Source organism: Streptomyces tubbatahanensis, from assembly GCF_022699385.1.
Classification (GTDB): domain Bacteria; phylum Actinomycetota; class Actinomycetes; order Streptomycetales; family Streptomycetaceae; genus Streptomyces; species Streptomyces diacarni.
Genome location: NZ_CP093846.1, coordinates 1,879,584 through 1,903,612, shown reverse-complemented (window position 1 = coordinate 1,903,612; position 24,029 = coordinate 1,879,584). Strand labels below are relative to the sequence as shown.

The 24,029-nt window shown below is 70.4% G+C and carries 16 protein-coding genes; 6 read left to right on the top strand and 10 right to left on the bottom strand.

What is annotated here, in order from left to right; genetic code table 11:
- Window positions 1-188: 188 nt before the first annotated feature.
- From MMF93_RS08175 to MMF93_RS08160, 4 genes are read right to left on the bottom strand one after another with little or no spacing between them, the layout of a single operon-like run.
- The gene (locus MMF93_RS08175; RefSeq protein WP_242750527.1) at window positions 189-1,538 is read right to left on the bottom strand and encodes an ABC transporter substrate-binding protein; all 1,350 of its coding nucleotides are present in this window, start codon (window positions 1,536-1,538) and stop codon (window positions 189-191) included.
- Window positions 1,538-2,443 carry a carbohydrate ABC transporter permease gene (locus MMF93_RS08170; RefSeq protein WP_242750525.1) on the bottom strand — a complete coding sequence of 302 codons (906 nt, stop codon included), beginning with the start codon at window positions 2,441-2,443 and terminating at the stop codon, window positions 1,538-1,540. Before MMF93_RS08170 ends, MMF93_RS08175 begins: the two co-directional genes overlap by 1 nt.
- The gene (locus tag MMF93_RS08165; protein WP_242750524.1) at window positions 2,440-3,447 is read right to left on the bottom strand and encodes a carbohydrate ABC transporter permease; all 1,008 of its coding nucleotides are present in this window, start codon (window positions 3,445-3,447) and stop codon (window positions 2,440-2,442) included. Before MMF93_RS08165 ends, MMF93_RS08170 begins: the two co-directional genes overlap by 4 nt.
- On the bottom strand, window positions 3,444-4,538 hold the full coding sequence (locus tag MMF93_RS08160) for a LacI family DNA-binding transcriptional regulator (RefSeq protein ID WP_242750522.1): 1,095 nt from the start codon (window positions 4,536-4,538) through the stop codon (window positions 3,444-3,446). Before MMF93_RS08160 ends, MMF93_RS08165 begins: the two co-directional genes overlap by 4 nt.
- A gap of 329 nt (window positions 4,539-4,867) precedes the next feature.
- Here MMF93_RS08160 and MMF93_RS08155 point away from each other — a divergent pair, with 329 nt between their 5' ends.
- From MMF93_RS08155 to MMF93_RS08140, 4 genes are all read left to right on the top strand, one after another.
- A complete protein-coding gene (locus MMF93_RS08155) occupies window positions 4,868-6,175 on the top strand; it encodes a cytochrome P450 (RefSeq protein ID WP_423835374.1) in 1,308 nt (435 codons plus the stop codon).
- Window positions 6,175-7,500, top strand: coding sequence for a cytochrome P450 family protein (locus MMF93_RS08150; RefSeq protein WP_242750520.1), 1,326 nt, complete (start codon window positions 6,175-6,177; stop codon window positions 7,498-7,500). Before MMF93_RS08155 ends, MMF93_RS08150 begins: the two co-directional genes overlap by 1 nt.
- 441 nt (window positions 7,501-7,941) lie before the next feature.
- Window positions 7,942-12,558 carry a glutamate synthase large subunit gene (gltB, locus tag MMF93_RS08145; RefSeq protein ID WP_242750518.1) on the top strand — a complete coding sequence of 1,539 codons (4,617 nt, stop codon included), beginning with the start codon at window positions 7,942-7,944 and terminating at the stop codon, window positions 12,556-12,558.
- Entirely contained in the window at window positions 12,551-14,017 is a 1,467-nt protein-coding gene (locus MMF93_RS08140) for a glutamate synthase subunit beta (RefSeq protein ID WP_242750516.1), read from the top strand. Before gltB ends, MMF93_RS08140 begins: the two co-directional genes overlap by 8 nt.
- Window positions 14,018-14,129: 112 nt before the next feature.
- Here the strand turns inward: MMF93_RS08140 and MMF93_RS08135 are convergent, their stop codons facing one another.
- The 5 genes from MMF93_RS08135 to MMF93_RS08115 all read right to left on the bottom strand — a co-directional run bounded on the left by MMF93_RS08135 (window position 14,130) and on the right by MMF93_RS08115 (window position 17,533).
- Entirely contained in the window at window positions 14,130-15,161 is a 1,032-nt protein-coding gene (locus MMF93_RS08135; RefSeq protein ID WP_242750514.1) for a hypothetical protein, read from the bottom strand.
- Window positions 15,162-15,208: 47 nt separating this feature from the next.
- On the bottom strand, window positions 15,209-15,859 hold the full coding sequence (locus tag MMF93_RS08130; RefSeq protein ID WP_242750512.1) for a hypothetical protein: 651 nt from the start codon (window positions 15,857-15,859) through the stop codon (window positions 15,209-15,211).
- 84 nt (window positions 15,860-15,943) lie between these two features.
- Entirely contained in the window at window positions 15,944-16,126 is a 183-nt protein-coding gene (locus MMF93_RS08125) for a hypothetical protein (RefSeq protein ID WP_341483239.1), read from the bottom strand.
- Window positions 16,127-16,140: 14 nt separating this feature from the next.
- Entirely contained in the window at window positions 16,141-16,674 is a 534-nt protein-coding gene (locus MMF93_RS08120) for a TetR/AcrR family transcriptional regulator (RefSeq protein WP_242757361.1), read from the bottom strand.
- A 22-nt stretch (window positions 16,675-16,696) separates the two neighbouring features.
- Window positions 16,697-17,533: an alpha/beta fold hydrolase gene (locus MMF93_RS08115; protein WP_242750510.1), complete on the bottom strand. Its 837-nt coding sequence runs from the start codon at window positions 17,531-17,533 to the stop codon at window positions 16,697-16,699.
- A gap of 495 nt (window positions 17,534-18,028) precedes the next feature.
- Between MMF93_RS08115 and MMF93_RS08110 the strand changes: the two genes are divergently transcribed.
- Window positions 18,029-19,528, top strand: coding sequence for a tetratricopeptide repeat protein (locus MMF93_RS08110; protein WP_242750508.1), 1,500 nt, complete (start codon window positions 18,029-18,031; stop codon window positions 19,526-19,528).
- Window positions 19,525-23,079 carry an ATP-binding cassette domain-containing protein gene (locus MMF93_RS08105; RefSeq protein WP_242750506.1) on the top strand — a complete coding sequence of 1,185 codons (3,555 nt, stop codon included), beginning with the start codon at window positions 19,525-19,527 and terminating at the stop codon, window positions 23,077-23,079. Before MMF93_RS08110 ends, MMF93_RS08105 begins: the two co-directional genes overlap by 4 nt.
- Window positions 23,080-23,088: 9 nt before the next feature.
- Here MMF93_RS08105 and MMF93_RS08100 read toward each other — a convergent pair whose 3' ends face one another.
- Entirely contained in the window at window positions 23,089-23,886 is a 798-nt protein-coding gene (locus MMF93_RS08100) for an AfsR/SARP family transcriptional regulator (RefSeq protein WP_242750504.1), read from the bottom strand.
- Window positions 23,887-24,029: the final 143 nt, after the last annotated feature.

The window sequence follows — 24,029 nt, the reverse complement described above, 5'->3', positions numbered from 1 at the left end:
GACAGCTCGGCGCTCATGCGGAGCTCTTTCTGTGCGTTTTCCGTGCCGTGCGCTGGGGCGCACTCTCTCCGCCGCGACGGCGGAGAACCGGGGCACCTGGCGGCCGGAAGCCGGCCTCGGTGCGGATCAGGCGGCGGGGGAGGACGGCCGGCCGGGGCCGTGCCGTGCGGCTCTTCCCACCGCAGCGGTCATCTCTGGTAGCGGTCGAGGATCAGGTTGCCGTCGTCGACGAGCGCGTCACGCAGCGCGTCCAGGTCGGTGTCGGCTCTGTAGTAGCGCTGGAAGGCGGGGGTGGCGACCTTGTCTGACCACTCCGCGTAGCCGCGCACGCCGAGCGTCGGCGAGGGCCGCAGGGTGCGGGCGATCCGGGCGCCCGTGCGCCAGCCGTCCTCGCGCCGGTTGATCTCGGGGTCCTTCAGCGCCTCCTTCGCGGTGGGCAGCAGCCAGTCGCCCTTGGCGAGCACCGCCTGGTGCTCGGGGGTGGTCATGTAGGCGACGAAGTCGGCCGCGGCCTTCTTGTGCGCGCTCTCCTGCGCCACGGAGAGGGTCTGCGGGACGACGCCCTGCGCGTTCTCGCCCTCGCGCTGGCCGCGCGGCAGCGGCAGCACGGTCCACTCGAAGCCGTCGGGCGCCTGCTGCTGCACCTGCTGGCGGAAGGAGAAGTTGAGCGGCACCATCGCGTAGCGCCCGGCGAAGAACCCGGGCAGCGTGTCGGAGCCGCCCATGCCCAGGCCGCTGCGCGGCGCGGTGCGGTCCTTGTTGACCTGGCGGTGGATCAGCTCGCTGATGGCCGCGTCGCGCCCGGCGAACCGCACGGTGTTCTTGGTGCCGTCGCCGGTCCGCTCGCGGGTGAAGAGGCGTCCGCCGGTGGACAGCGAGAGGTTGACGGACTGTTTGACCGGCTCCTTCATCGGCCACACGGTGCCGTACCGCTCGGGTGTGCCGTTGCCGTCCTTGTCGCGGGTCAGCTTCTTCGCGGCCCGCTCGAACTCCTGCCACGTCCAGGGGTGGCCCGCGGTCGGTATCCGCACGCCGGAGCGCTCCAGCAGCTTCTTGTCGGCGATGATCACCTTGGGTTCCTGGAGGAACGGCACGCCGTAGACGCGGCCGCCGTTCATCGTCACGGAGTCCCAGCCGGCCTGCGGGATCGCGGCGCGCGCCTCCTTGGGCAGGTAGTCGCGCAGGTCGGCCAGGTAGCCGCCGTAGGCGAAGTCGGTCAGGTCGCTGGCGTCGTCGTGGATGACGTCGGGTGCCTCGCCGCCCTCGAAGGAGGTCAGCAGCTGGTCGTGGACGGTGTCCCAGGCGCCCTGCACGTAGCGGACCTTCACCTTGTGGTGGGTCTTGTTCCACCGCGCGACCAGCTTCTTGTTCGCGGCGACGGACTCCTTCTGCCAGGCGAGGCTGTAGTAGTCCAGGGTGACGGTGCCCTCGCCGTCGCCCTCGCCGCCACCCGCGCAGGAGGTGAGCAGGGCGCAGGCCAGCAGGGTGGCGGTCGCGGCGCGGACGGCTCCGCGCGTACCCCTCGGTGCGTAGCGCATCAGCCCTTCACCGCCCCGGCCAGCATCCCGGAGGCCAGCCGCCGCTGGAGCAGGGCGAAGAACAGCAGGCTCGGGATCGTCGCGAGCACCGAGGCGGCGGCCAGCGGGCCCAGGTCGGCGACGCCCTCGTCGCCGAGGAAGCGGGTGAGGATGACGGACATCGTCTGGGTCTCCGGGGACTTGAGCAGGACGAGGGCGAAGAAGAACTCGTTCCAGGCGGTGACGAAGGAGAACATCAGCGTCGCCACCAGGCCGGGCGCCAGCAGGGGCAGCACGACACTGCGCAGGATGCGCGGCCTGCTCGCCCCGTCCACCGCCGCGGCCTCCTCCAGCGAGACGGGCACCGCCTTGACGTAGCCCTGGAGCATCCACAGCGAGAACGGCAGGTTCCAGACGACGTAGACGATGATCAGCCCGCCGAGGGAGTTGACCAAGTGCAGGTTCTTCAGGACGAGGAAGAGCGGGATGATCACCAGCACGAACGGGAACATCTGGCTGACCAGCACCCACCCGTTGGCGGCCGTGCTCACCCGGGAGCGGTGGCGCACCAGCGCGTAGGCGGCCGGCACGGCCAGCGCCACGGAGATGAGGGTGGCGCCGCCGGCGACGATCAGGCTGTTGAGCGCCGAGCGGGCCAGCGGCTGGGCCTCGAAGGCGGCGCGGAAGTTCTCCAGCGTCGGGTGCTGCGGCAGCCACGTCGGGTCGATCCGGCCCAGCTCCTGCGGTGACTTGAAGGAGGTGGAGACCAGCCACACCAGGGGGAAGGCGAGGAAGACGAGGTAGCACAGGAGCCCGGCGTACTGCCCGGTGCGGCCCGCGAGGCGCAGGGTGCGCCGCCGCCCGTGTCCCGCGGACGGCGCGCTCGTGCGTGCGGTCGGGGCGCCGAGGCTGCTCGTGCCGCTCATATGGCGTCCTCCTTGAGGCGCTTGCGCAGGAACACCGTGAGGAACACGGCGACGACGGCGATCATCACGACGCCCATCGCGGCGGCGTAGCCGAACTGGCCGTACTTGAAGGCCTCCTCGTAGGCGAAGAGCATCGGCAGCCGCGTCTGGCCGCCCGGCCCGCCCTGGGTGAGCACGTAGACCAGCCCGAAGGAGTTGAAGTTCCAGATGAAGTTCAGCGCGGTCATCGCCACGGCCACCGGCTTGAGCGCGGGCCAGGTCACCGAGGCGAACCGCCGCCACACTCCGGCGCCGTCCAGCTGTGCGGCCTCCGTCAGCTCGTGGGGCACGTTCTGCAACCCGGCCAGCAGCACGACGGTGGTCTGCGGCATGCCCGCCCACACGCCGACGAGGATGACGGCGGGCAGCGCGAGGGAGAGGTTCGTCAGCCAGTCGATGTTCTCGGCGGGCCCACCGAGGAGGCCCACCTGCCGCAGCGTCTTGTTCAGGATGCCGGCGTCCTGGTGGTAGACGAGCCGCCACATGATGCCGACCACGACCTCCGGCATCGCCCAGGGCACCAGCGCCAGGGTGCGGGCCAGCCAGCGGAAGCGCAGGTTCTGGTTGAGCAGCAGCGCCAGGCCCAGCGCGAGCACCAGTTGCAGCGCGGTGACCGCCACCGCCCACACCAGGCCGATGCGGAAGGACTCCCAGAACAGCGAGTCCAGGCGCAGGTCGGCGAAGTTGGTGACGCCGATGAAGTCGGTCTCCACGGTCCGCCCGAACTGGGCGTCGGTGAAGGCCAGCGAGATGGCGTACAGCAGCGGTCCCACGCTCAGTACCAGGATCGGCAGCAGCGCGGGCAGCAGCAGGAACCAGGCGCCGTGGTCGAGCCCGAGGAGGCGCTTGCGGGCCGCCGGGGTGCGCGGCGGCGGGGTGCCGCGCCCGCCCCGCCCGCCGCCGCGGGCCGTGGGGACGGTGCCTGTCGTCTCGTCGCCGAGCGAAGCGGGGGAGGCCGTGCTCATCGCACACCGCCTCTCGCCGCGGTCGCGTCCGCGGTCGGGGCCGCGGCCGACGAGGCGCGCACGACCAGCCGGGGCGCCGTGGTCACGCGCCGCGCCGCGCCGGGGCGGGGCCCTCCGGGTTCGGGGGCGGCGTCCTGGCGGTCGTCGGGGGTGTCCGACAGCCGCTCCAGTAGCATCCGCGCCGCCGTCCTGCCGCGCTCCTCTGAGCCGAGGTCCACGCTGCTCAGCGGCGGCCAGCAGGCGCGGGCGAGGTCGCTGTCGTCCATGCCGACGACGGCCATCTCCTCGGGTATGCGCAGGCCCCGCTCGTGCGCGGCCTGCGCCGCGCCGAGGGCGAGCTGGTCGTTGGCGCAGAAGACGGCGTCGGGGGCCGTGCCCGCGTCGAGCAGGTCGTGCAGCGCCTCGCGTCCGGCACCCAGTCCGAAGGAGGTGGCGCGCTCCAGCGACGGGTCCGGCACGACGCCGCCCTCGGCGAGCGCCTTGAGGTAGCCCTGGCGGCGGTTGTGGCCCGGCACCGTGTCCAGGGGGCCGTTGACGAACGCGATCCGCCGCCTGCCGCTCTCGACGAGGTGGGTGACGGCGAGCCGGGCGCCGAGGACCGAGTCGGCCTGCACCGCGTCGACCGGCACGCCCTGGGGCAGCGAGCCGATCACGACCACGGGTCCGGCCGCGGCCGTCAGCACCTCCACGTGCTCGGGTGTGATGCGGATGGGGCACAGGATCAGCCCGTCGCTCGTCCGGTCCCCGAGGCTGCGCACGACGGCGAGTTCGTCCTCGATCACCGCGTCGGTGGAGTGCAGCAGCAGCCGGTACCCGGCGGCTCGGGCGACGGCCTGGATCTGGCGGACCATCGCCACGTAGACGGGGTTGCCGATGTCCTGCATGGCGAACGTCAGCTGTTTGGTGCGCCCGCCCTTGAGGGACTGGGCCACCGCGTTGGGCACGTAGCCGAGCTCGGCCGCCGCCCGTTCGACCCGCCGCACGGTCTCGGGGCGCGCTCCCACGCCGTTGAGGACGCGGGAGACGGAGGCGATCGAGACGCCCGCGCGCTCCGCGATCGACACGACGGTCGGTGGTCCGCCGTCAGACATCACTTCGGCCCCTTCGCGATGGTGGTCCGCCGGGGATTCCGCCGGAGTGTCCGATGAGGCAGCCGCCGCGCGGGCTGTAAACCTTTACAGCGACTGAAAACGTTTACAGATATTGGGTGCGCCCTCCCCTCCTGTCAAGGGGTCGGACGCATCCGAACGTTGGCGGGCGAGAAGTGGCGAGAAGTGGAGAGGGGTGGAGAGGGGTGGAGAGAACGAGAAGGCGCGGATCGTCAAGAACCGCCTCCCACTGATCGGGAACGTGTCTAAGGTGTGCAGGAAGTGACACGTGCAGACACCAAGTGCCGCCGCTCACAGGGGAATCAACGACCATGACCAGTCAGCCCCGGCCCGCCGGGAGCGCCTCCGCACACACCGCGGACAGGTGCCCCGCACACGCTTCGAACGCCACCGCGGCCCCGCCGGGCGCGGTCCCCCTCATGGGGCCCAGGTTCCACACCGATCTGGAGGCCCTCCACCGGGACATGCGCCGCGACCACGGCCCCGTCGTCCCCGTGACCCTCCCGGGCAACGTCCCCGCCTGGCTCGTCATCGGCTACCGCGAACTCCTCCGCGTCACCGGCGACCCGCTGCTCTTCCCCCGCGACCAGGGCCTGTGGAACCAGTGGCCCAACGTGCCCGAGGACTGGCCGCTGCGCCCGATGATCGGCACCCCGCAGCCCTCGGTCTACTTCACCGTCGGCGAAGAGCACCGCCGCCACCTGGCGATGGTCCAGGACGCGCTCGAAAGCGTCGACCACATCGAACTGCGCCGTACCACCGAACAGATCGCCGACCGGCTCATCGACGGCTTCTGCGGCACGGGCGAAGCCGAGATCATCTCCGGCTACGCCCGGCCGCTGACCATCCTCGCGCTGGCCCGCGTCCTCGGCTTCGCCGACTCCGACGGACCCGCACTCATCCGCTCCCTCAGCGACATGTGCGACGGCGGACCCGACGCGCTCCAGGGGTTCCAGGACGCGCTCGCCGCGATGAGCCGGCTCGTCGCACGCGTCCACCTGCGCCCCGGAGCCGACATGGCCTCCGCGATGACAGCCCACCCCGCGCCCTTCACCGACGAGGAGTACGTCCTCAACCTGATGGCGCTCACCTCGGCCGGGTTCCTGCCCACGTCCGACTGGCTCGGCAACTCGGTGCGCCTCATGCTCACCGACGACCGCTTCGCCGCCTCGCTGACCGGCGGCCGCCACAGCATCCCCGAGGCCATGAACGAGGTTTTGTGGGAGGACACCCCCACCCAGATCCTCGCAGGACGCTGGGCCGCCCGCGACACCCGGCTGGCCGGGCGCCACATCGCCAAGGGCGACATGCTGCTGCTCGGCCTGGCCGGCGCCAACGCCGACCCCGACGCCCACACCCCGCACTCCGGCGACGGGCTCCGCAACAACAACTTCGCCCACTTCGCCTTCAGCCACGGCGAGTACCAGTGCCCCTTCCCCGCCCAGGAGATCGCCGAGATCCTCGCCCGTACCGGCATCGAGGTGCTCCTCGACAGGCTGCCAGGGATCGAACTCGCCGTGCCCGCGCAGGCGCTGGCACGCCGCCCCTCGCCCTTCCTGCGCGGCATGACGGTGCTCCCCGTCAGGTTCGAGACCACCCCGCCCCACGGAGGACACTGATGTATCCACAGCCCACGGCCGAGAGCCCCCTCGCCGAGGTGCCCGAGAGCCGCTGCCCCGCCCACGGCCCCGCGGCGCCCGCGCAGGACACGTCCGCGGGCTGCCCCCTGGAGATCGACCCGCTCGTCGGCGGCCTCGCCGAGGAGACCGAGGCGCTGCGGACCGCGGGACCCGTGGTCCGGATCGCGCTCATGGGCGCCGAGGCCTGGACGATCACCACCCACGCCGAGGCCCGCAAGCTGCTCACCGACAGCCGGCTCGTCAAGGACATCGGCCGCTGGAACCTGTGGCGCAGCGGCCGCATCGACCACACCTGGCCGCTGATCGGCATGGTCGACGCAGGCCGCTCCATGTTCACCGTCGACGGCGCCGAACACCGCCGCCTGCGGGTCAAGACGGCGCAGGCCCTCACCCCGCGCCGGCTGGAGGCCAACAGGGGCGTGATCGAGGGCATCACCACCGCGCTCTTGGACCGCATGGCGGAGCACGGCCCCGAGGAGACCGTCGATCTGAAGGCCGCCTTCGCGCAGCCGCTGCCCATGTCGGTCGTCTGCTCCCTGATGGGCGTCGACCCCGCACTCGAACCCCGGCTGCACGAGCTGTACGAGGCCTTCTTCTCGCTGCTGACCCCGCAGGACGAGCGCCTCGCCGTCATCGAGGAGCTCGACGGGCTCTACCACGACATGGTCCGCGCCAAGACGGCCGCTCCCGGTGACGACCTCACCAGCGCCCTCGTCCTCGCCGACGAGGGCGGCGAACCGCTCACCCCCGAAGAGGTGCGCGGCAACCTCGAAGCCATGGTCGCCGCGGGACACGAGACGACCGTGACCCTCATCCTGTGCGCCGTGCGGGCCCTGCTCACCCATCCGGAGCAGCTGCGGCTCGTGCTCGACGGTGAGGTCGGCTGGGACGCGGTCATCGAGGAGACGCTGCGCTGGGAGTCGCCCTCCACGCATCTGCTCATGCGGTTCGCGACCTCGGACATCGAGGTCGCCGGCACGGTCATCGAGGAGGGCGAGGGCGTCGTGATGTCCTACCGCGCCATCGGCCGGGACCGCGCGCAGCACGGGGACGGTGCCGACCGCTTCGACCTGCGCAGAGCGGCCGCCGGGCCCGTGCGGCACCTCGCCTTCGGACACGGGCCGCACATCTGCCCGGGCGCCGCGCTCTCCCGGCTGGAGGCGTCGATCGCGCTCCCCGCGCTGTTCGCCCGGTTCCCGGCGCTGCGGCTCGCCGTCCCGGCGGAGCGGATCCGCAACCGTCCGGTCCTCAGCCAGAACGAGCTGGAGGTGCTGCCTGTGGTGCTGGGCGCCGCCGCCTGCTGAGCCCTTTACCGGCACCGCCTCCTGCCGGGCCCCCGCCCGCCTCTCCGGCCCCCGCCAGGCGGACGGACCGGGACATCGGTCCGTCCGCCTGGCGGAAGGCCGTGGGCCAGGTCACAGCGTCGTGCGGGCCTTCCGGGGCATGATCCGCGTGTTACCCGGCGGTTTCATTTCGTGCGGCCCCGGGCAGTAGTCCGTAACGCCGCCGGCAACGACGCGGGTGGCGAGCAAGCTGTTCCTCACCGGGGTCACCACCTTCGACCCCGCCCCCTTTCCGTGCAGGTCCCACGAGGACCAGGCCGCCCCGTGTCCGCATCGCGAGACGCGTCTTCCACTTCCCGGGGAATCGGCCACCCTGTAACCTGCTCGAAAATTCTTCTGCCACAAGAGGGCCAACGTCGTCCCTCGGTATGTACCACTGCCACGAGACGACGGGAGCTGCCGATGCGTGCTGTGCCGACAGCGGATTGGGCCGCCCACCGCCCTGCCAAGCAGGGCATGTACGACCCCCGATACGAGCACGACGCCTGCGGTGTCGGCTTCGTGGCGACCCTGACCGGCGAGGCCGGCCACGACCTCGTCGAGCAGGCGCTGACCGTCCTGCGCAACCTCGAACACCGCGGCGCCACCGGGTCCGACCCCGACACCGGCGACGGCGCCGGCATCCTCCTCCAGATCCCCGACGCCTTCCTGCGCGAGAACGTCCCCTTCGCCCTGCCCGAGCCCGGGTCCTACGCCGTCGGCATCGGCTTCCTGCCGCACGAGGACGAGGACGCCGAAGCCACCTCGGCAGCCGTCTCACACATCGAGACGCTGGCGTCCGAAGAGGGGCTGACGGTACTCGGCTGGCGCGACGTGCCCGTCGCACCCGAGCTGCTGGGCCCCGGCGCCCGCGCCACCATGCCGACCTTCCGCCAGCTGTTCGTCACCGCGGCGGACGGCGAGCGCGAGGGCATCGCACTCGACCGGCTCGCCTTCGTGCTGCGCAAGCGCGCCGAGCGCGAGGCCGGCGTCTACTTCCCCTCGCTGTCAGCGCGCACCCTCGTCTACAAGGGCATGCTGACCACCGGACAGCTGGAGCCCTTCTTCCCCGACCTGTCGGACCGCCGCTTCGCCAGCGCCATCGCGCTGGTCCACTCGCGCTTCTCCACCAACACCTTCCCGAGCTGGCCGCTGGCCCACCCCTACCGGTTCGTCGCCCACAACGGCGAGATCAACACCGTGCAGGGCAACCGCAACTGGATGCGGGCCCGCGAGTCGCAGCTCGCCTCGGGGCTGTTCGGCGACCACGAGACGCTGGAGCGGATCTTCCCGGTCAACACCCCGGGCGCCTCCGACTCGGCCACCTTCGACGAGGTGCTCGAACTGCTGCACCTCGGCGGCCGTTCACTGCCGCACTCGGTGCTGATGATGGTGCCCGAGGCCTGGGAGTCCGCCGAGTCGCAGGACTCCATGGACCCCGCACGCCGCGCCTTCTACCAGTACCACTCCACGATGATGGAGCCCTGGGACGGACCCGCCTGCGTCACCTTCACCGACGGCACCCAGGTCGGAGCCGTTCTCGACCGCAACGGGCTGCGCCCAGGACGCTACTGGGTCACCGACGACGGCCTCGTCGTCCTGGCCTCCGAGGTCGGCGTCCTGGACATCGACCCCGCGAAGGTCGTCCGCAAGGGCCGCCTCCAGCCGGGACGGATGTTCCTCGTGGACACCGCGGAGCACCGGATCATCGAGGACGACGAGATCAAGGCCCAGCTCGCCGCCGAACACCCCTACCAGGAGTGGCTGGACGCCGGCCTCATCGACCTCGCGGAACTGCCCGAGCGCGAACACGTCGTGCACACCCACGCCTCGGTCACCCGCCGCCAGCAGACCTTCGGCTACACCGAGGAGGAACTGCGGGTCCTCCTCGCGCCGATGGCACGCACCGGCGCCGAGCCGATCGGCTCCATGGGAACCGACTCGCCCATCGCCGCGCTCTCGGAGCGGCCCCGGCTGATCTTCGACTACTTCACCCAGCTGTTCGCGCAGGTCACCAACCCGCCGCTGGACGCCATCCGCGAGGAACTCGTCACCTCGCTGCACTCGCCGCTGGGCGCCCAGGGCAACCTGCTGGAGCCGAGCGCCGCCTCCTGCCGCAGCGTCACCCTCCCCTTCCCCGTCATCGACAACGACGAGCTGGCCAAGCTCGTCCACGTCAACGCCGACGGCGACATGCCGGGCTTCAAGTCCGCCACGCTCTGTGGGCTCTACCGTGTCGCCGAAGGAGGGGACGGCCTCGCGGCCCGGATCGAGCAGATCTGCGGGGAGGCCGACGCGGCGATCGAGTCGGGAGCCCGGCTCATCGTGCTGTCCGACCGGCACTCGGACGCCGAGCACGCGCCGATCCCGTCGCTGCTGCTCACCTCCGCCGTGCACCACCACCTCATCCGCACCAAGCAGCGCACCCAGGTCGGGCTGCTGGTGGAGGCCGGCGACGTGCGCGAGGTCCACCACATCGCCCTGCTCATCGGCTACGGCGCGGCCGCGGTCAACCCCTACCTGGCCATGGAGTCGGTCGAGGACCTCGTGCGCGCGGGCACCTTCCTGCCGGGCGACGGGGAAGAGCTCGCGCCCGAGCAGGCCATCCGCAACCTGATCCACGCGCTGGGCAAGGGCGTGCTGAAGGTGATGTCCAAGATGGGCATCTCCACCGTCGCCTCCTACCGCGGCGCGCAGGTCTTCGAGGCGGTCGGCCTGGACGAGGCGTTCGTCGACCGCTACTTCCACGGCACCACCACCAAGGTCGGCGGCGCGGGACTCGACGTCGTCGCCGAGGAGGTCGCGGCCCGGCACGTCAAGGCCTACCCCGTCTCCGGCATCGCCCCGGCGCACCGCGCCCTCGACATCGGCGGCGAGTACCAGTGGCGCCGCGAGGGCGAACCGCACCTGTTCGACCCCGACACGGTCTTCCGCCTCCAGCACTCCACCCGGCAGCGCCGCTACGACATCTTCAAGCAGTACACCCAGCGCGTCGACGAGCAGTCCGAGCGCCTGATGACGCTCCGCGGCCTCTTCTCCTTCAAGGGCGAGCGGCCCTCGATCCCCATCGAGGAGGTCGAGTCCGCGAGCGAGATCGTCAAGCGGTTCTCCACCGGCGCCATGTCCTACGGCTCCATCTCGCAGGAGGCCCACGAGACGCTGGCCATCGCCATGAACCAGCTCGGCGGCAAGTCCAACACCGGCGAGGGCGGCGAGGACGCCGAGCGGCTGTACGATCCGGCGCGGCGCTCGGCCATCAAGCAGGTGGCCTCCGGGCGCTTCGGCGTCACGAGCGAATACCTCGTCAACGCCGACGACATCCAGATCAAGATGGCCCAGGGCGCCAAGCCCGGCGAGGGCGGCCAGCTGCCGGGACACAAGGTCTACCCGTGGGTGGCCAGGACCCGGCACTCCACGCCAGGCGTCGGCCTCATCTCGCCGCCGCCGCACCACGACATCTACTCCATCGAGGACCTCGCCCAGCTCATCCACGACCTGAAGAACGCCAACCCGGCGGCCCGCATCCACGTGAAGCTGGTCTCCGAGGTCGGCGTCGGCACCGTCGCGGCGGGCGTGTCCAAGGCACACGCGGACGTCGTCCTCGTCTCCGGGCACGACGGCGGCACCGGCGCCTCCCCGCTCACCTCCCTCAAGCACGCGGGCGGCCCCTGGGAACTGGGCCTCGCCGAGACCCAGCAGACACTGCTGCTCAACGGGTTGCGCGACCGGATCGTCGTGCAGACCGACGGCCAGCTCAAGACGGGCCGCGACGTCGTGATCGCCGCGCTGCTGGGCGCCGAGGAGTTCGGCTTCGCCACCGCGCCGCTCGTCGTCTCAGGATGCGTCATGATGCGCGTCTGCCACCTCGACACCTGCCCGGTCGGCATCGCCACCCAGAACCCGGCACTGCGCGAGCGCTACAGCGGCAAGGCCGAGTACCTCGTCAACTTCTTCCGGTTCATCGCCGAAGAGGTCCGCGAACTCCTCGCCGAACTCGGCTTCCGCACCCTCGACGAGGCCATCGGCCACGCCGAACTCCTCGACACCTCCCGCGCCGTGGACCACTGGAAGGCGCGCGGCCTCGACCTGGCCCCGCTCCTGCACGTCCCCGAGCTGCCCGAGGGCGCCGTCCGCCACCAGGTCACCGGCCAGGACCACGCGCTGGAGAAGGCGCTCGACAACCAGCTGATCAAGCTGGCCGCCGACGCGCTGGAGGCCGACACCGCCGAGAACGCGCAGCCGGTCCGCGCCCAGGTCGCGATCCGCAACGTCAACCGGACCGTCGGCACCATGCTCGGACACGAGGTCACCAGGAAGTTCGGCGGCGCGGGACTGCCCGACGACACCGTCGACATCACCTTCACGGGCTCGGCAGGACAGTCCTTCGGCGCCTTCGTCCCGCGCGGCATCACCCTCCGCCTGGAGGGCGACGCCAACGACTACGTCGGCAAGGGCCTCTCCGGCGGCCGCGTCATCGTCCGCCCCGACCGGGCCGCCGACCACCTGGCCGAGTACTCCGCCATCGCGGGCAACACCCTCGCCTACGGCGCCACCGGAGGCGAGATCTTCCTCCGCGGCCGGGTCGGCGAACGCTTCTGCGTCCGCAACTCCGGGGCGCTGGTCGTCTCCGAGGGCGTGGGCGACCACGGCTGCGAGTACATGACCGGTGGCGCGGCCGTCGTCCTGGGCACCACCGGACGCAACTTCGGTGCCGGCATGTCCGGCGGCGCCGCCTACGTCATCGACCTCGACCTCGGGCACGTCAACGCCGGACTGCGCGGAGCCGTCGAGGACCTGACCGACGAGGACAGGACGTGGCTGCACGAGGTCGTGCGCCGCCACCAGGAGGAGACCGGCTCCACCGTGGCCGCCGGGCTCCTCGCCGACTGGGACGGGCCGAAGGGAGCGGCAGGCCGCTTCCGCAAGGTCCTGCCCGCCACCTACAAGGCCGTGCTCGCCGCCAAGGACGCCGCCGAGCGAGCGGGTCTCTCCACGACCGAGACCCACGAGAAGATGATGGAGGCGGCGACCCATGGCTGACCCCAAGGGCTTTTTGACCACCGACCGCGAGGTCGCACAGTCCCGACCCGTCGACGAGCGGGTCAAGGACTGGAACGAGGTCTACGTCCCCGGCTCCCTGCTGCCCATCATCAGCAAGCAGGCCGGGCGCTGCATGGACTGCGGCATCCCCTTCTGCCACAACGGCTGCCCCCTGGGCAACCTGATCCCCGAGTGGAACGACTACGCCTACCGCGGCGACTGGACGGCGGCCTCCGAACGCCTGCACGCCACCAACAACTTCCCCGAGTTCACCGGGCGGCTCTGCCCCGCCCCCTGCGAGTCGGCGTGCGTGTTGGGCATCAACCAGCCGCCCGTCACCATCAAGAACGTCGAGGTCTCCATCATCGACAAGGCGTGGGAGAGCGGCGGCGTCGCCCCGCAGCCGCCCGAGCGGCTCTCCGGGAAGACGGTCGCCGTCATCGGCTCAGGACCCTCCGGGCTCGCCGCCGCCCAGCAGCTCACCCGCGCGGGACACACCGTCGTCGTCTACGAACGCGCCGACCGCCTCGGCGGCCTCCTGCGCTACGGCATCCCCGAGTTCAAGATGGAGAAGCGGCACATCAACCGCCGCATCGAGCAGATGCGCGCCGAGGGCACCAAGTTCCGCACCGGCGTCGAGATCGGCCGCGACCTCGACGCGAAGAAGCTGCGCAAGCGCTACGACGCGGTGGTCGTCGCGGCCGGCGCCACCACCGCCCGCGACCTGCCCGTCCCCGGCCGGGAACTCAACGGCGTCCACCAGGCGATGGAGTACCTGCCGCTGTCCAACAAGGTGCAGGAGGGCGACTACGTCGACTCCCCCCTGACCGCCGAGGGCAAGCACGTCGTCGTGATCGGCGGCGGCGACACCGGCGCCGACTGCGTCGGCACCGCCCACCGCCAGGGCGCCGCCTCCGTCACCCAGCTGGAGATCATGCCCAAGCCGGGCGAGGAGCGGGACCAGGCCCGCCAGCCGTGGCCGACCTTCCCCCTGCTCTACAAGGTGACCTCCGCGCACGAGGAGGGCGGAGAGCGGGTCTACTCCGTCAACACCACCCACTTCGAGGGCGACGAGGACGGCAACGTCCAGTGGCTCCACCTGGTCGAGGTCGAGATGGCCGACGGCAAGCTGGAACCCAAGCCGGGCACCGAACGCAAGATCCCCGCCCAACTCGTCACCCTCGCCATGGGCTTCACCGGCGTCGACCGCGAGAACGGCCTGGTCGAACAGTTCGGCGTCGACCTCGACGCGCGCGGCAACATCGCCCGTGACGACTCCTACGCCACCAACGTCCCCGGCGTCTACGTCGCCGGGGACGCAGGACGCGGCCAGTCCCTCATCGTGTGGGCCATCGCGGAGGGCCGCTCCGCGGCCAAGGCGGTCGACCGCCACCTGACCGGCACCGCCAGCACCCTGCACGCCCCCATCCGCCCCACGGACCGCTCCCTGACCGTCTGAGGGTCCCCGAACCTCCGTACAAGGACGTACGGACACCGCGGCGCCTGCCAGTCCCCGACCGGGTCACGGCGGGCGCCGCGGTCTGTTTCGTGTCCGTCTCCGCCCGGATTCCTCAGTCGCGCACGATCGACTGGATCTCCTTGACCGTGAGGTCCTCGGTGGTGCTGAAGGTGCCCGCCGGCAGCGTGGCGCCGCTTCCGTCGGATCCCTTCCAGGAGATCTCCCAGGTGAGGGTGGCCTTGAGAGGGTAGGTGCCGTTCTTGGCGGTGGCGCGGAGGTAGCGGACGCCGCAGGGCGGTGTCTGGTCCTTCTTATCCGCGGAGTAGGGCTCTCCGAGCTTGCATGTGCCCGAGGCGGGGTATGTCCTGGCGTCCTCGGTGCCGGGTTCGAGAGTCAGGGAGACGGGCTCAGCGGTGGTGGTGGCGGAGATGGCGGGATTCTCCAGCGAGGCGGTCACACTCACCTTCTTGAACCTCTTCTTCTCGGCCCACACCCAGGTGTCGAGATTGACCGTCTGCTTGCCCTTGGGGTTCAGTGATATTTCCGTGCGTGGGATGGGCAGCCGCTCGTAGGCGTACTCGGCCAGCACCTTGGGGCTGACGGCGAGAGGTACGTTCTTCGGGGTTTCACCGTCCGGCACCCAGTACGCGTGCTGGCTGCACTTGTAGGATTCGGGGTCGTCAGCGCGGTCGGGGTTCCTCACCCCTTCCCAGAACATGCCTTCGCCCTGTTTGTCGATGTTGTAGTCCTCGTACTTGTCGGTCTGGTAGTAGTCCTCGTAGAGACCGACCACCTGGTTCGACACCGCGTCCGCGGCGTCCTGGTTGCTCTCCTCCAGCTCGTCGAAGATCGTCTCCGGCTTCTTTTTCTTCTTGGGCTTCCGCTTTTCGGGTTTCGCGCTCTCGATCTTCTCCTTGAGCTCCTTGGGCGACGTCTTCGGCTCGTACCAGCACGCCGGCGGCTCCCAGTTGGAGTTCTGCGGAGTCAGCTTGACGGTGTCCTTACCGGTGTCACCGCCACCGGTGATCTGCACGCGGGAGACCTCTGCGTTGACACTCGGTGCTTGCGTCTCCGTGCCGCCGGAGAACGCTCCTCCGCCTCCGCCCTTGCCTTCGGGCTCCGCTGCCTGGACAGTCTGCGTCACAGTGAGCAGGAACACCGCCGCCAGCGCCGCCGCCGAACCTCTTCGGGTCAACCCATGCATTTCTCCGCCCCCGCTGTCTCGCTACCGGCTGTTGCCTGCCAGACGCCGTCCTTGTTGCGTTCCATCCTCATCGAGGTGAGGAGGTAGTTCTTGTCGCCGCCGTTGTTCGGCTTGAGCTTGCCCGTCTCGACGATCTTGTTCTTTGCCTTGCTCTCGTCCGCGCAGAAAGTCACTTGGGCCGCCTCGCCACCTTCCAGCTGCACTTGCTGGTTGTAGTAGCGCGTGACACCTGCCCAGCTCTTCCCATTCTTGGTGAAGCTCAAGATGTACTCGTTGGCTGAGATGGCGGCCTGCCCCTTGGAGTAGAGCGCCACCTGCTCGACATCCTTGCCTGTCGTGATCACCCTGTCGATGGAGTTGATCCGCCGCTGGTTGTCCGCCAGGACCTCCCGTTTCTTCGGGTCGTCCGTCTTGGCGTCCTCGAAAACGTTCTTGGCGTCTTTCGCCAGCTTGATCTCGGAGTCCTCGGACTGCGAGGGAGCGGAGCTCTTGGATGCCGGGGCGGACTTCGACGGCTTGCTGTCGCCCGCGCCCTTGATCTCGTCCTGGGAGTCGTCGTCGCTTCCGCATGCTCCCAACAGCAGGGCCGCGGCAACGGCTCCTGCGGTCCACATCGCTGTACTCGCCTGCTTGTTCATACGCAACGAATCTCTCAGCTCTCTGCCCGCAGTTCGGTCACCCGAAGTTACTACAGTGGAAGAAGGGTCGACAGGCGTCGGGGCTCAGTCCGGTTCGCCCACCTGTGCCAGCCGGCGGTCGTCCAGGCGCTGTTGGACATCTCGCAGCAGAACACGCAGAAGCCCGGCCGGTTGGTTCTGCTGTTCGGGTGCGAGTCCGCTCACCAGGTGGGCCGTCGCGCGGTCCGCTCGCCCGGTGCGGTCGCCGCCCAGCGGCGCGGACCTCACACGGCGCCCACGTCTCACATCGCGCGCAGGCCTCGGTCGGCGAAGGTGATCAGCCACTCGAAGCTCTCGTCGATGTCGGCGCTCCACTGGAAGCCGTCCGCCGCCTGCAGTGTGGCGAAGCCGTGGCAGAGGCTGCGGAGCATGCGCAGGGCGTGGTCGGCGTCGGCCTGCGCGATCGCGTAGCCACGCAGTACCGCCACGAACGCGGCGAGCAGCCGCCGGCTCGCGGTGGCCAGTGGGTCGTCGGGGCCGGACGGTTCCACGCCGATCGTCGCGGCGTACCGTCCGGGGTGCTCCAGGACGAAGGCGCGGAAGGCGCGGGCCGCGGCCGCCAGCGCTTCGCGGCCGGCGTATCCCTGGACCGCGCCGCCGACGGCGTCGGCGGCCTCGCTCAGCGCCAGGGCGGCGATGCGCCGGTTGAGGTCGTCCTGGCCGCTCACGTGTTTGTACAGGGACGGGGTGCGTACGCCCAGCCGTTCGGCCAGCGAGCCCATCGTCAGGTGGGCGAGCCCCACCTCGTCGGCGAGGGCGGCGCCGGCCGCGACCACGGCCGCCGGGTCCAGGCCCGCCCTAGGCACGGGCGGTCTCCGAGGTGAGGAAGGCGAGCATCAGGGAGGCCACCTGGTCGGGGAACTGGTCGTGCGGGTAGTGCCCCGCGCCCTCGACCATCTCGAGGTGGCCGAGGCCGTCCGGCAGGGCGTTGACGATCGCCGAGCCCTCGGCGTGCGGGTCGGCCCAGTCGGGGTCGAGCGTGCCCATGACGACGAGGACGGGGCAGCGGACGTTGCCGAGCTGCGCGCCGGCGTCGGTGGGCGCGCTGCGGCCCATGTTCTGCAGGGCCTTCATCCGGCCCGGTTCGCGCAGCAGGGAGCCGACGCGGTCGAGGCGTGCCGACCAGTCGGCCGGTTTCACGCCGGGGTACGCCTCGTCGAGGTACGAGCGCCAGAGCCGTACGCTGCCGAACATCGCCGTGCCCAGCAGTCGCAGCATGCCGCGCCGGAAGCGTTTCACGCGCAGGTCCGCGAGGCCCATGGACTGCTTGCGGGTGAACGGTGCCAACTCGACGACCTCGGTGATCAGCGCGGGCTCCCGCGCCGCGGCGATGGTGGCGGCGCCGCCGGAGAGCGAGTGGCCGACGAGCACGGCGGGGCCGCCGAGGTGGCGGATCAGGGCGAGCAGGTCGCCGGCGATGGCGGTGCGGGTCCAGGAGGGCCATGCGGCGTCGGACTCGCCGCAGCCGCGCAGGTCGACCGCCGCGACCCGGTAGCCGGCGGCCACCAGGCGCGGGGTCAGGGCGCGGTACGCGGCGCGGCTGTCGCCCATGCCGTGTGCGAGGACGATCAGCGGCCCTTCGCCCGTCACTTCGTAAGCGAGCGTGCCCTCGTCGACGGCGAGGTACTCGGTCATGGCATCCCCCAGGCATGTGGCTAATCGCTTTAGCTAGAAGCTAATGCCATTAACCATGCCTGTCAACGCCGGGCGCACACGTGCGGCAGAACGAGCCCCCTGGCGCGGTGGAGCGAGCATCCTCGCGTCGTCCTTTCGAGGCCGGGGTGGGCGCGGGCGCCCGCGGTGCGCGGTCGATACGGGGAAAGTGCGCTGCCCGGGCACGATCTGAGGTGTTGCCGCGGACGACGATCCCGTCGCATGCGGCTTCTGCGACCACCAGTCAGCAAGAAGCGCGAGGGAGGTGTATGCGGCCATGAAGATGATCAAGGGTACGGCGAAGTCCCCGAGTTCTGTGCGTCAGGACGAGGGCTACAAGCACTGCGCCTGACATCGCCGGTGATGACGTTCCGGCCGTGTGCGTGGCTACCGTCACGCGCACGGCCGCTCCCCAGCATGCATCCGACACGAAGGGAACCTGAAGTGGCACGTAGCCGGATTGTGGTGCCGAGCGGGGTGGCACCGTTCAGTTCTGCCCGGGCGTTCTTGCGGCACCTCCCGATCGAGGCGGGGTCGGCTTCGGCACAGGCCGTCCGGTTCGTGACTCACGCTCCCGCCGCTGCCGCGGCCAGCCTGAACGACCGGCAGCCGGTGAAGGGACAGTTCCGATGGCGTGGGCGCCAGGGCTGCCTCGCGGGTGTCCGGCGCATCGGGTGGCTCGTGGCCGAGGAGTACCCCGAGGGCCTAGACGTGGTGGTGACCGGCGACCTGGGCCGGCCTGACCTCGACTTCTTCGGGGTCCTCGCAAAGGTGGCGCCGGTCTCGGTGACCTTCGGGGCACAGCCGGATGCCGCGAAGGCAGTGGGCGCGGCAGAGGCGATGGCCGACGAGGAGACGGTGCGTGTCCTCAGTGACTCCTCATGGATACGTGACGAGTTCGCGGCGTCGGAGGACTGGACGGAGTTCAGGAGGCGAGTGGTGCGCTACTTGACCTGCGGGGACTCCTGGACCGCGGCGTGGTTGTCGGACAGCGCGCTGGAGACGGGAATCCCGTTGCCGGCAGCCGCGGCGGACCTGATGGCCATGGCCTACAGGGCCCAGCATCGGACCGGGATGGCGGAGACCTGCCTGCGCATAGCCCTCGCCGACACCGGCCCCTTCGCGATCCAGGCCGGGTACAGCCTGTCCCTGCTCTACGCGCGACACTTCCCGCCGAGTCTGCGCAGCCTGGCGCGGGCGGAGGAAATCCTCGACGAGGCATGGCGGAAAAGCCAGTCCGCCGAGGTCACCGCCGATGGTGTGCTGGAAAGGGTGATGAACCGCAACGCTCTGGCACTTGTGCTCGTCCGCACTGGTCGCCAGGACGAGGCCGCACGCACGCTGCGCAAGGCGATCGAAGAGCTCGCTGCGGACCGAGAGGCGAACCGGGTCCCCCTGTCCATTCTCTGCAACAACCTGGGGCGGGTCCTCGCTTCGATGCCGGACTCGGCCGAGGCCGCCGCCAAGATGCTGGGCGAAGCGGTGGAGCTGGACCCCCAGTACCCGGAGTTCTGGTTCGATCTCGGGGAGTTCTCCGCGCACCGCGGAGAGCCCGAGGAAGCGCTGAGCGCGCTACGGCGAGGCACTGACCTGTGTACGGACGCAGCACCCCTGTACGCGCTGACCGGATACGTGCTGCTCGGCCTGGGGCAGGTGGATGACGCTTATGAGAACTACGCGAAGGCCGTCGCGCTGGACCCCTTGGATCAGGACACGTTTGTGACCTGCATTCGCACGGCATGCCTGGCCGAACGGTATGCCGAAGCCGAGATCTGGCTGGACCGGCTGGCTGTCTCCGGCGCGAACGAAGAGGTCGCTCCCGAGGCCGAGCTGCTGCGCATCGAGACCGACTCGTTCCTCCACGGGCAACCTGTGGCCCAGACCACTGCGCGGGTACGTGCGCTCGGTGAGCGCTACCCCGACTCCCAGCTGGTCCAGGAGAACGTGGCGGCGGTGCGGGAAGCAAGCGCCAGGTGAGCGTGTGGCGGAATCTGAGGCAGGCCTACGAGCGCGCCCACGCCGCCCCTGGGGACCTGTGTCCCGAGGAGGCCGCGCAAGCGGGACTCGACGTGCGGGACCGGATCGCGGACCTGGCGGCGCACGTGGAGGCTCGTGGGTTGTGGCTCGGTCTGCTGCGGCATTTCTGGCGCCATGCGACCGGCTACCTTCTCCTCGGGATCGGAGTGGTCGTCACGGGGGCGTTGGTGCCGCGGGCGATCGATCATGTGCTTTCCCGCGTCAACGACGGTGGGCCGGCGTTGCGGCCGGCGGTCGCGCTGAGTGTCGTGGCGACGGCCTTCACACTGTTGCGCTGGGCCAGCACCTGGCAGGTGCGCATGTTGGTGTACCGGATCGACCTGTCCGTCCAGCGGCTGATCTTCCGGCGGCTGCAACGCACCGACCCCCGCTGGCTCGGCCGGCAGAAGAAGTCGTCGACGACCTTCCTGCTGGAGTATCCCCAGCAGCTGTCGCAGTCGGCTTTCGCAGCGGAGTTCGTCGTCCACAGCGCGCTGATCGTGACCTACGTGGTGTGCGTGCTGGTGTGGTTCGGTGCCGTCGGGTTCGGGGTGGCTGCGGTGGCGGGCCTGGGAGCGCTGGTCGGGCGCACTCTCGTGGACCGGATGACCGCGACCACCAAGGAGTACCTCACCGGGGACCACCGGCGGGCGGAGCTGATCGACGGGCTGGTCGCGGCGTGGCAGGCGGTGCGCAGGCAGCACCTGGAGCCGGTGGTCACCGCGGCGTTCGCGTCGGTCCGAGAGGAGCAACGCGGCACGCTGTTGCGCCGAGCGCGGAGCAACGCGTGGGTGGATGCCCTTCGGCAGGCGCTTCCCCAGGTGGTGGTGTGGGCGGCGGTCCTGGCGGGGGTGATGTTCTCCACCGGTTTGGCTGCGGGGGAGGGTGTTGCACTGCTGGTTCTGGTGCGGATGCTGGTGTCGGCCGTTGACGAGAACATCGCGACGTACGTCAACATCCGGTTCGCCTGGGTCATCGGGCGTGAGGTCACCGCGCTGTTGTCCGAGGCGCCGGAGGAGGCCGATCCTGTCCCGGGTTCCGCGCCGGCTCCCGGAACGGTCACGATCTCGCCTACCGGTCCGGGACGGGGAGGGGGCGTCACGGTAGCGCCAGGTGAACGCGTCGTCGTGCTGGGCCGGGACCAGGGCCGAACGACCCGCTTGATGGAACAGATCGCCGGAATGCCGACGAGCTGTCCTGAATGGAGGGTCGCACACGGCGGGGAGCTGGTCCTGGTGGCACGCGGCCAGCCGGTGTTCGACGGCCCCATCGCCGAGACGGTGGCCCTGTGGCGGCGACCGGTCGAACAGGCCCGCTACCGCCAGGCTCTCGTCCGCAGCGGGTTGCTGGACGACCTCGCGGCCCGTCCCGAGGGTGACGGCGCTGAGCTGAGCGCGTCGACCGAGCGGCTGTCCGACGGTCAGACCGTGCGCGTCAGTCTGGCCCAGGCGCTGTACCTCGCGCCCGACGTGCTGTTGCTCGACGACGTGTTCGCACCGCTCGATCCACAGTGCGCCGCGCAGGTCGCCGCCGGGGTGATGGCCGACGACCCCGGTCTCGGCACCCGGATGTGCACCACCACGCGACCGGAGATCACACGGTGCGCCGACCGTTTCCTCATCGTCGCCGACGGGGAGATCGTCTCGTTCCGGCCTGAGGAGTTGTCGGCGCGGAGCACAACGGTCCGAAAGCTCCTGGGGCCGGTGCGGACCGCTGAACTGCTCGCAGCGGTCGGACCGGACGGCGAGGGGGGATTTCTCCCGGGACAGCGACTTCCCGTTCCGGAGCAGCGACTCTCGGCGCTACAGTCGGCGGGTCTGCGGTACGGCTTTCCGGAGGGCTATGTTCCGCCACACGCCTCGGCGTTCGATACGCCCACACCGGTGCTGCGGATCAGCGATTTCTACCGCAACGTACGAGGCATGTTCTCGCCGTCGGCCATCGGCGCCGTCCTTGTGTGCATCTGCGCACTGGTCGCGGTGGAGTACGGACTGGCGTACCTGGTGGATCACGGGATCACGGACTTCAGCGGCCTGTGGTGGCTGTCCGCTCTGGTGGCGGTGGGGGTTGTTGTGGCCTGGCTGCGTTCGTGGCTGCCTCTGCGCACACCGATCGGCGCGATCGACCGCGTCCACACCGGCCTGGTCCGCGGTCTGCTGTCGGGGCGACTGGACGAGCGCAGCGCCTCGGTGACGGGGCGGCTGAGCCGTGACTTCTTCACACTCGAACTACGGGTGCCCTTCCAACTGGCGGAATGCGCCGCAGCGTGGATCTCGATGCTTGCCGCGGCGGCCGCGGTGCTCGCCGGCGGATGGTGGACCGTGCTTCCGCTCGGACTCATCGCGCTACTCGGCGTGGGCGCCTATCGCAGGGGCCGCTCCGCGCTGATCGCCTCGTCCCATCTGTCCGCCGCGTGCCGCAACCCCCTGCTGAACTTCGCCCGCGCCGCGCTCGGAACGCCTGGATTCCACACCTCTCCCGCACTCCGGCGGGCGTTGTCGGCTCGGTTCGACGACCTCGGCGCAGTCCGTGCCGTAGGAATCCTCCGCAGGTCCTGGGTCCAGTTGCGCACTCTCCTCATGGTGGAGATCCTCGGCCTCGGCGTGTTCCTCATCGCCTTGTGGGCCGTGGTTCTCTCGTTCGGGGCGACGGCGTTGGCGGCCGGCGTCGTCGTCTACGCCGCCTACACGCTCGCGCAGCGGGCCGCCCTCATCGTGGAGGGCATGCTGGAGTTCGACGGCACGCTTTTGGCCATCCGCCGCGTGGCCGAGCTCCTCGGCTCCTCGGACCTCCCGACACGAGCTCGGCTGCTGCGTGAGACACCACGGGATCCGGCGTGTCTGACCGACGGCTTCCTCCGGTATGAGGACGAGACCCGCCCCGGCGGTGGCCCCCCGGTCCACGCGCAGCGGCTCCAGCCCCTCATGCCCGAGGGGCTGCCCCGGCCGGAGCCGCTGGACCTGGTGGCCGAACCCGGCTCCCTGACGGTACTGACCGGACCTTCCGGGGTCGGCAAGAGCACCCTGCTCAAGACGCTCGCCGGAGCCAACGCCGCAGCGAACGGCACCGTCCTGCTCAACGGAGCGAAACCCGCGGTGCTGAGCAGTCGCACGCGCTCTGCACTGCGCTACGCGGACGCGGACATCCCCCGCCTGCCGGTGACCGTGCGCGCGTTCCTCCGCGGGTGTCCTGACGGGCTCGTCCTGCTCGCCCAGCTGTGCGCCGCGACCGGGACGAGCGTGCCGGAGCCGGAAGACACTTTCCGAAACCTCAGCCATACGCACAGGCAACTGGTGAACCTCGCCCGAGTGTTCGCCGACGGGCCCAGCGCCGTGTTCCTCGACGAGGCGACGTCCGCCATGGACGCGCAGGCCGAGCACGCCGCGCTCGACACCGTTCGCCGTGCCGCGCCCCACACGGCGATCATCGCCGTACTGCATCGCACGGCCAACCAGGACCTCGCCGACCGGCGGATCACCGTCTCCGCCGCGCGACAGGAACCGGTCGGGTGAGTGCCGTCGTCAGGCGACGCCGGCCACGTCACGTCGGACGATGTCGAGCACTCGGGCATCGTCCCGGTCGAGGATCGCGTGGTGGAGTGCGGTGCTGCTGGATGGAGGATCGATCCCGAGCGCCTGGGCGAAATGCGTACGGCAGCGCCGGAACGTGGCCATGGCGCGCGCCGAGTCCCCCGAGAGTTGCTGCACCGCCATGAGGACCAGCCACGGCCGTTCGCGGTGCGGCTCGTCCGAGAGCAGGGTCGCCGCGTCGTGGCTGAGCCGCAGATGGTCACCGAGCAGGAGACGGGCGGCATACAGGTCTTCGACGATCTGGATCCTCATACTCTCCAGCCCGGCCGCGTGAGCCTCCAGCCAGCGCGTCCGGGGCAGTCCCTCCCCGAACGGGCCACGCCACAGAGCCAGCGCCTGCTGCGACTGTGCACATGCCTGCGCGACGTTACCCGCTTTGAGATGTACCCGTGCGGCCGCCGCGAGGGAACGGAACTCCACCAAGTCGAGTTCGCCGGCGTGCACGAGAAGCCGATAACCGGTTCCCCTGGCTGTGCTGAGCCGGTCCGAGAGCCGGGGGCTCACGTCGTCGAGGGACTTACGGAGGTGCGCGACATTGGTACGCAGATTCGCCAAGGCCGAGGCGGGCGCATCATCCCACAGGACTGACAACAACTTACCCGTCGGAACACAGAAGTTGCTCTCCATGGCGAGAGCGGTCAGCAGGGCGGCGCGAAGCGGCATCCGCAGTGCGCACGCGCCCGATGGACCGGAGACCTCGACCGTCCCGATGACCTGAAACCGGACCATCACCGTTCACCATCCCTCGCCCCCTGGTTGCGCGAGACCAGGATCCGTCGGGCGCCGCCGGGCGGTCGAGGTGTTTCGGGACAGCCCGAAAAGCGCGAATGGCATGGTTCGGTGGCCCCCGCCATGGCGGGGGCCGGGTCGGA

Excerpts from the sequence above, each read along its gene's own strand:
- MMF93_RS08175 (WP_242750527.1), bottom strand. The coding sequence starts at position 1,538 with ATGCGCTACGCACCGAGGGGTACGCGCGGAGCCGTCCGCGCCGCGACC.
- MMF93_RS08170 (WP_242750525.1), bottom strand. The coding sequence starts at position 2,443 with ATGAGCGGCACGAGCAGCCTCGGCGCCCCGACCGCACGCACGAGCGCG.
- MMF93_RS08165 (WP_242750524.1), bottom strand. The coding sequence starts at position 3,447 with ATGAGCACGGCCTCCCCCGCTTCGCTCGGCGACGAGACGACAGGCACC.
- MMF93_RS08160 (WP_242750522.1), bottom strand. The coding sequence starts at position 4,538 with ATGTCTGACGGCGGACCACCGACCGTCGTGTCGATCGCGGAGCGCGCG.
- MMF93_RS08155 (WP_423835374.1), top strand. The coding sequence starts at position 4,868 with ATGACCAGTCAGCCCCGGCCCGCCGGGAGCGCCTCCGCACACACCGCG.
- MMF93_RS08150 (WP_242750520.1), top strand. The coding sequence starts at position 6,175 with ATGTATCCACAGCCCACGGCCGAGAGCCCCCTCGCCGAGGTGCCCGAG.
- gltB (WP_242750518.1), top strand. The coding sequence starts at position 7,942 with ATGCGTGCTGTGCCGACAGCGGATTGGGCCGCCCACCGCCCTGCCAAG.
- MMF93_RS08140 (WP_242750516.1), top strand. The coding sequence starts at position 12,551 with ATGGCTGACCCCAAGGGCTTTTTGACCACCGACCGCGAGGTCGCACAG.
- MMF93_RS08130 (WP_242750512.1), bottom strand. The coding sequence starts at position 15,859 with ATGAACAAGCAGGCGAGTACAGCGATGTGGACCGCAGGAGCCGTTGCC.
- MMF93_RS08115 (WP_242750510.1), bottom strand. The coding sequence starts at position 17,533 with ATGACCGAGTACCTCGCCGTCGACGAGGGCACGCTCGCTTACGAAGTG.
- MMF93_RS08100 (WP_242750504.1), bottom strand. The coding sequence starts at position 23,886 with ATGGTCCGGTTTCAGGTCATCGGGACGGTCGAGGTCTCCGGTCCATCG.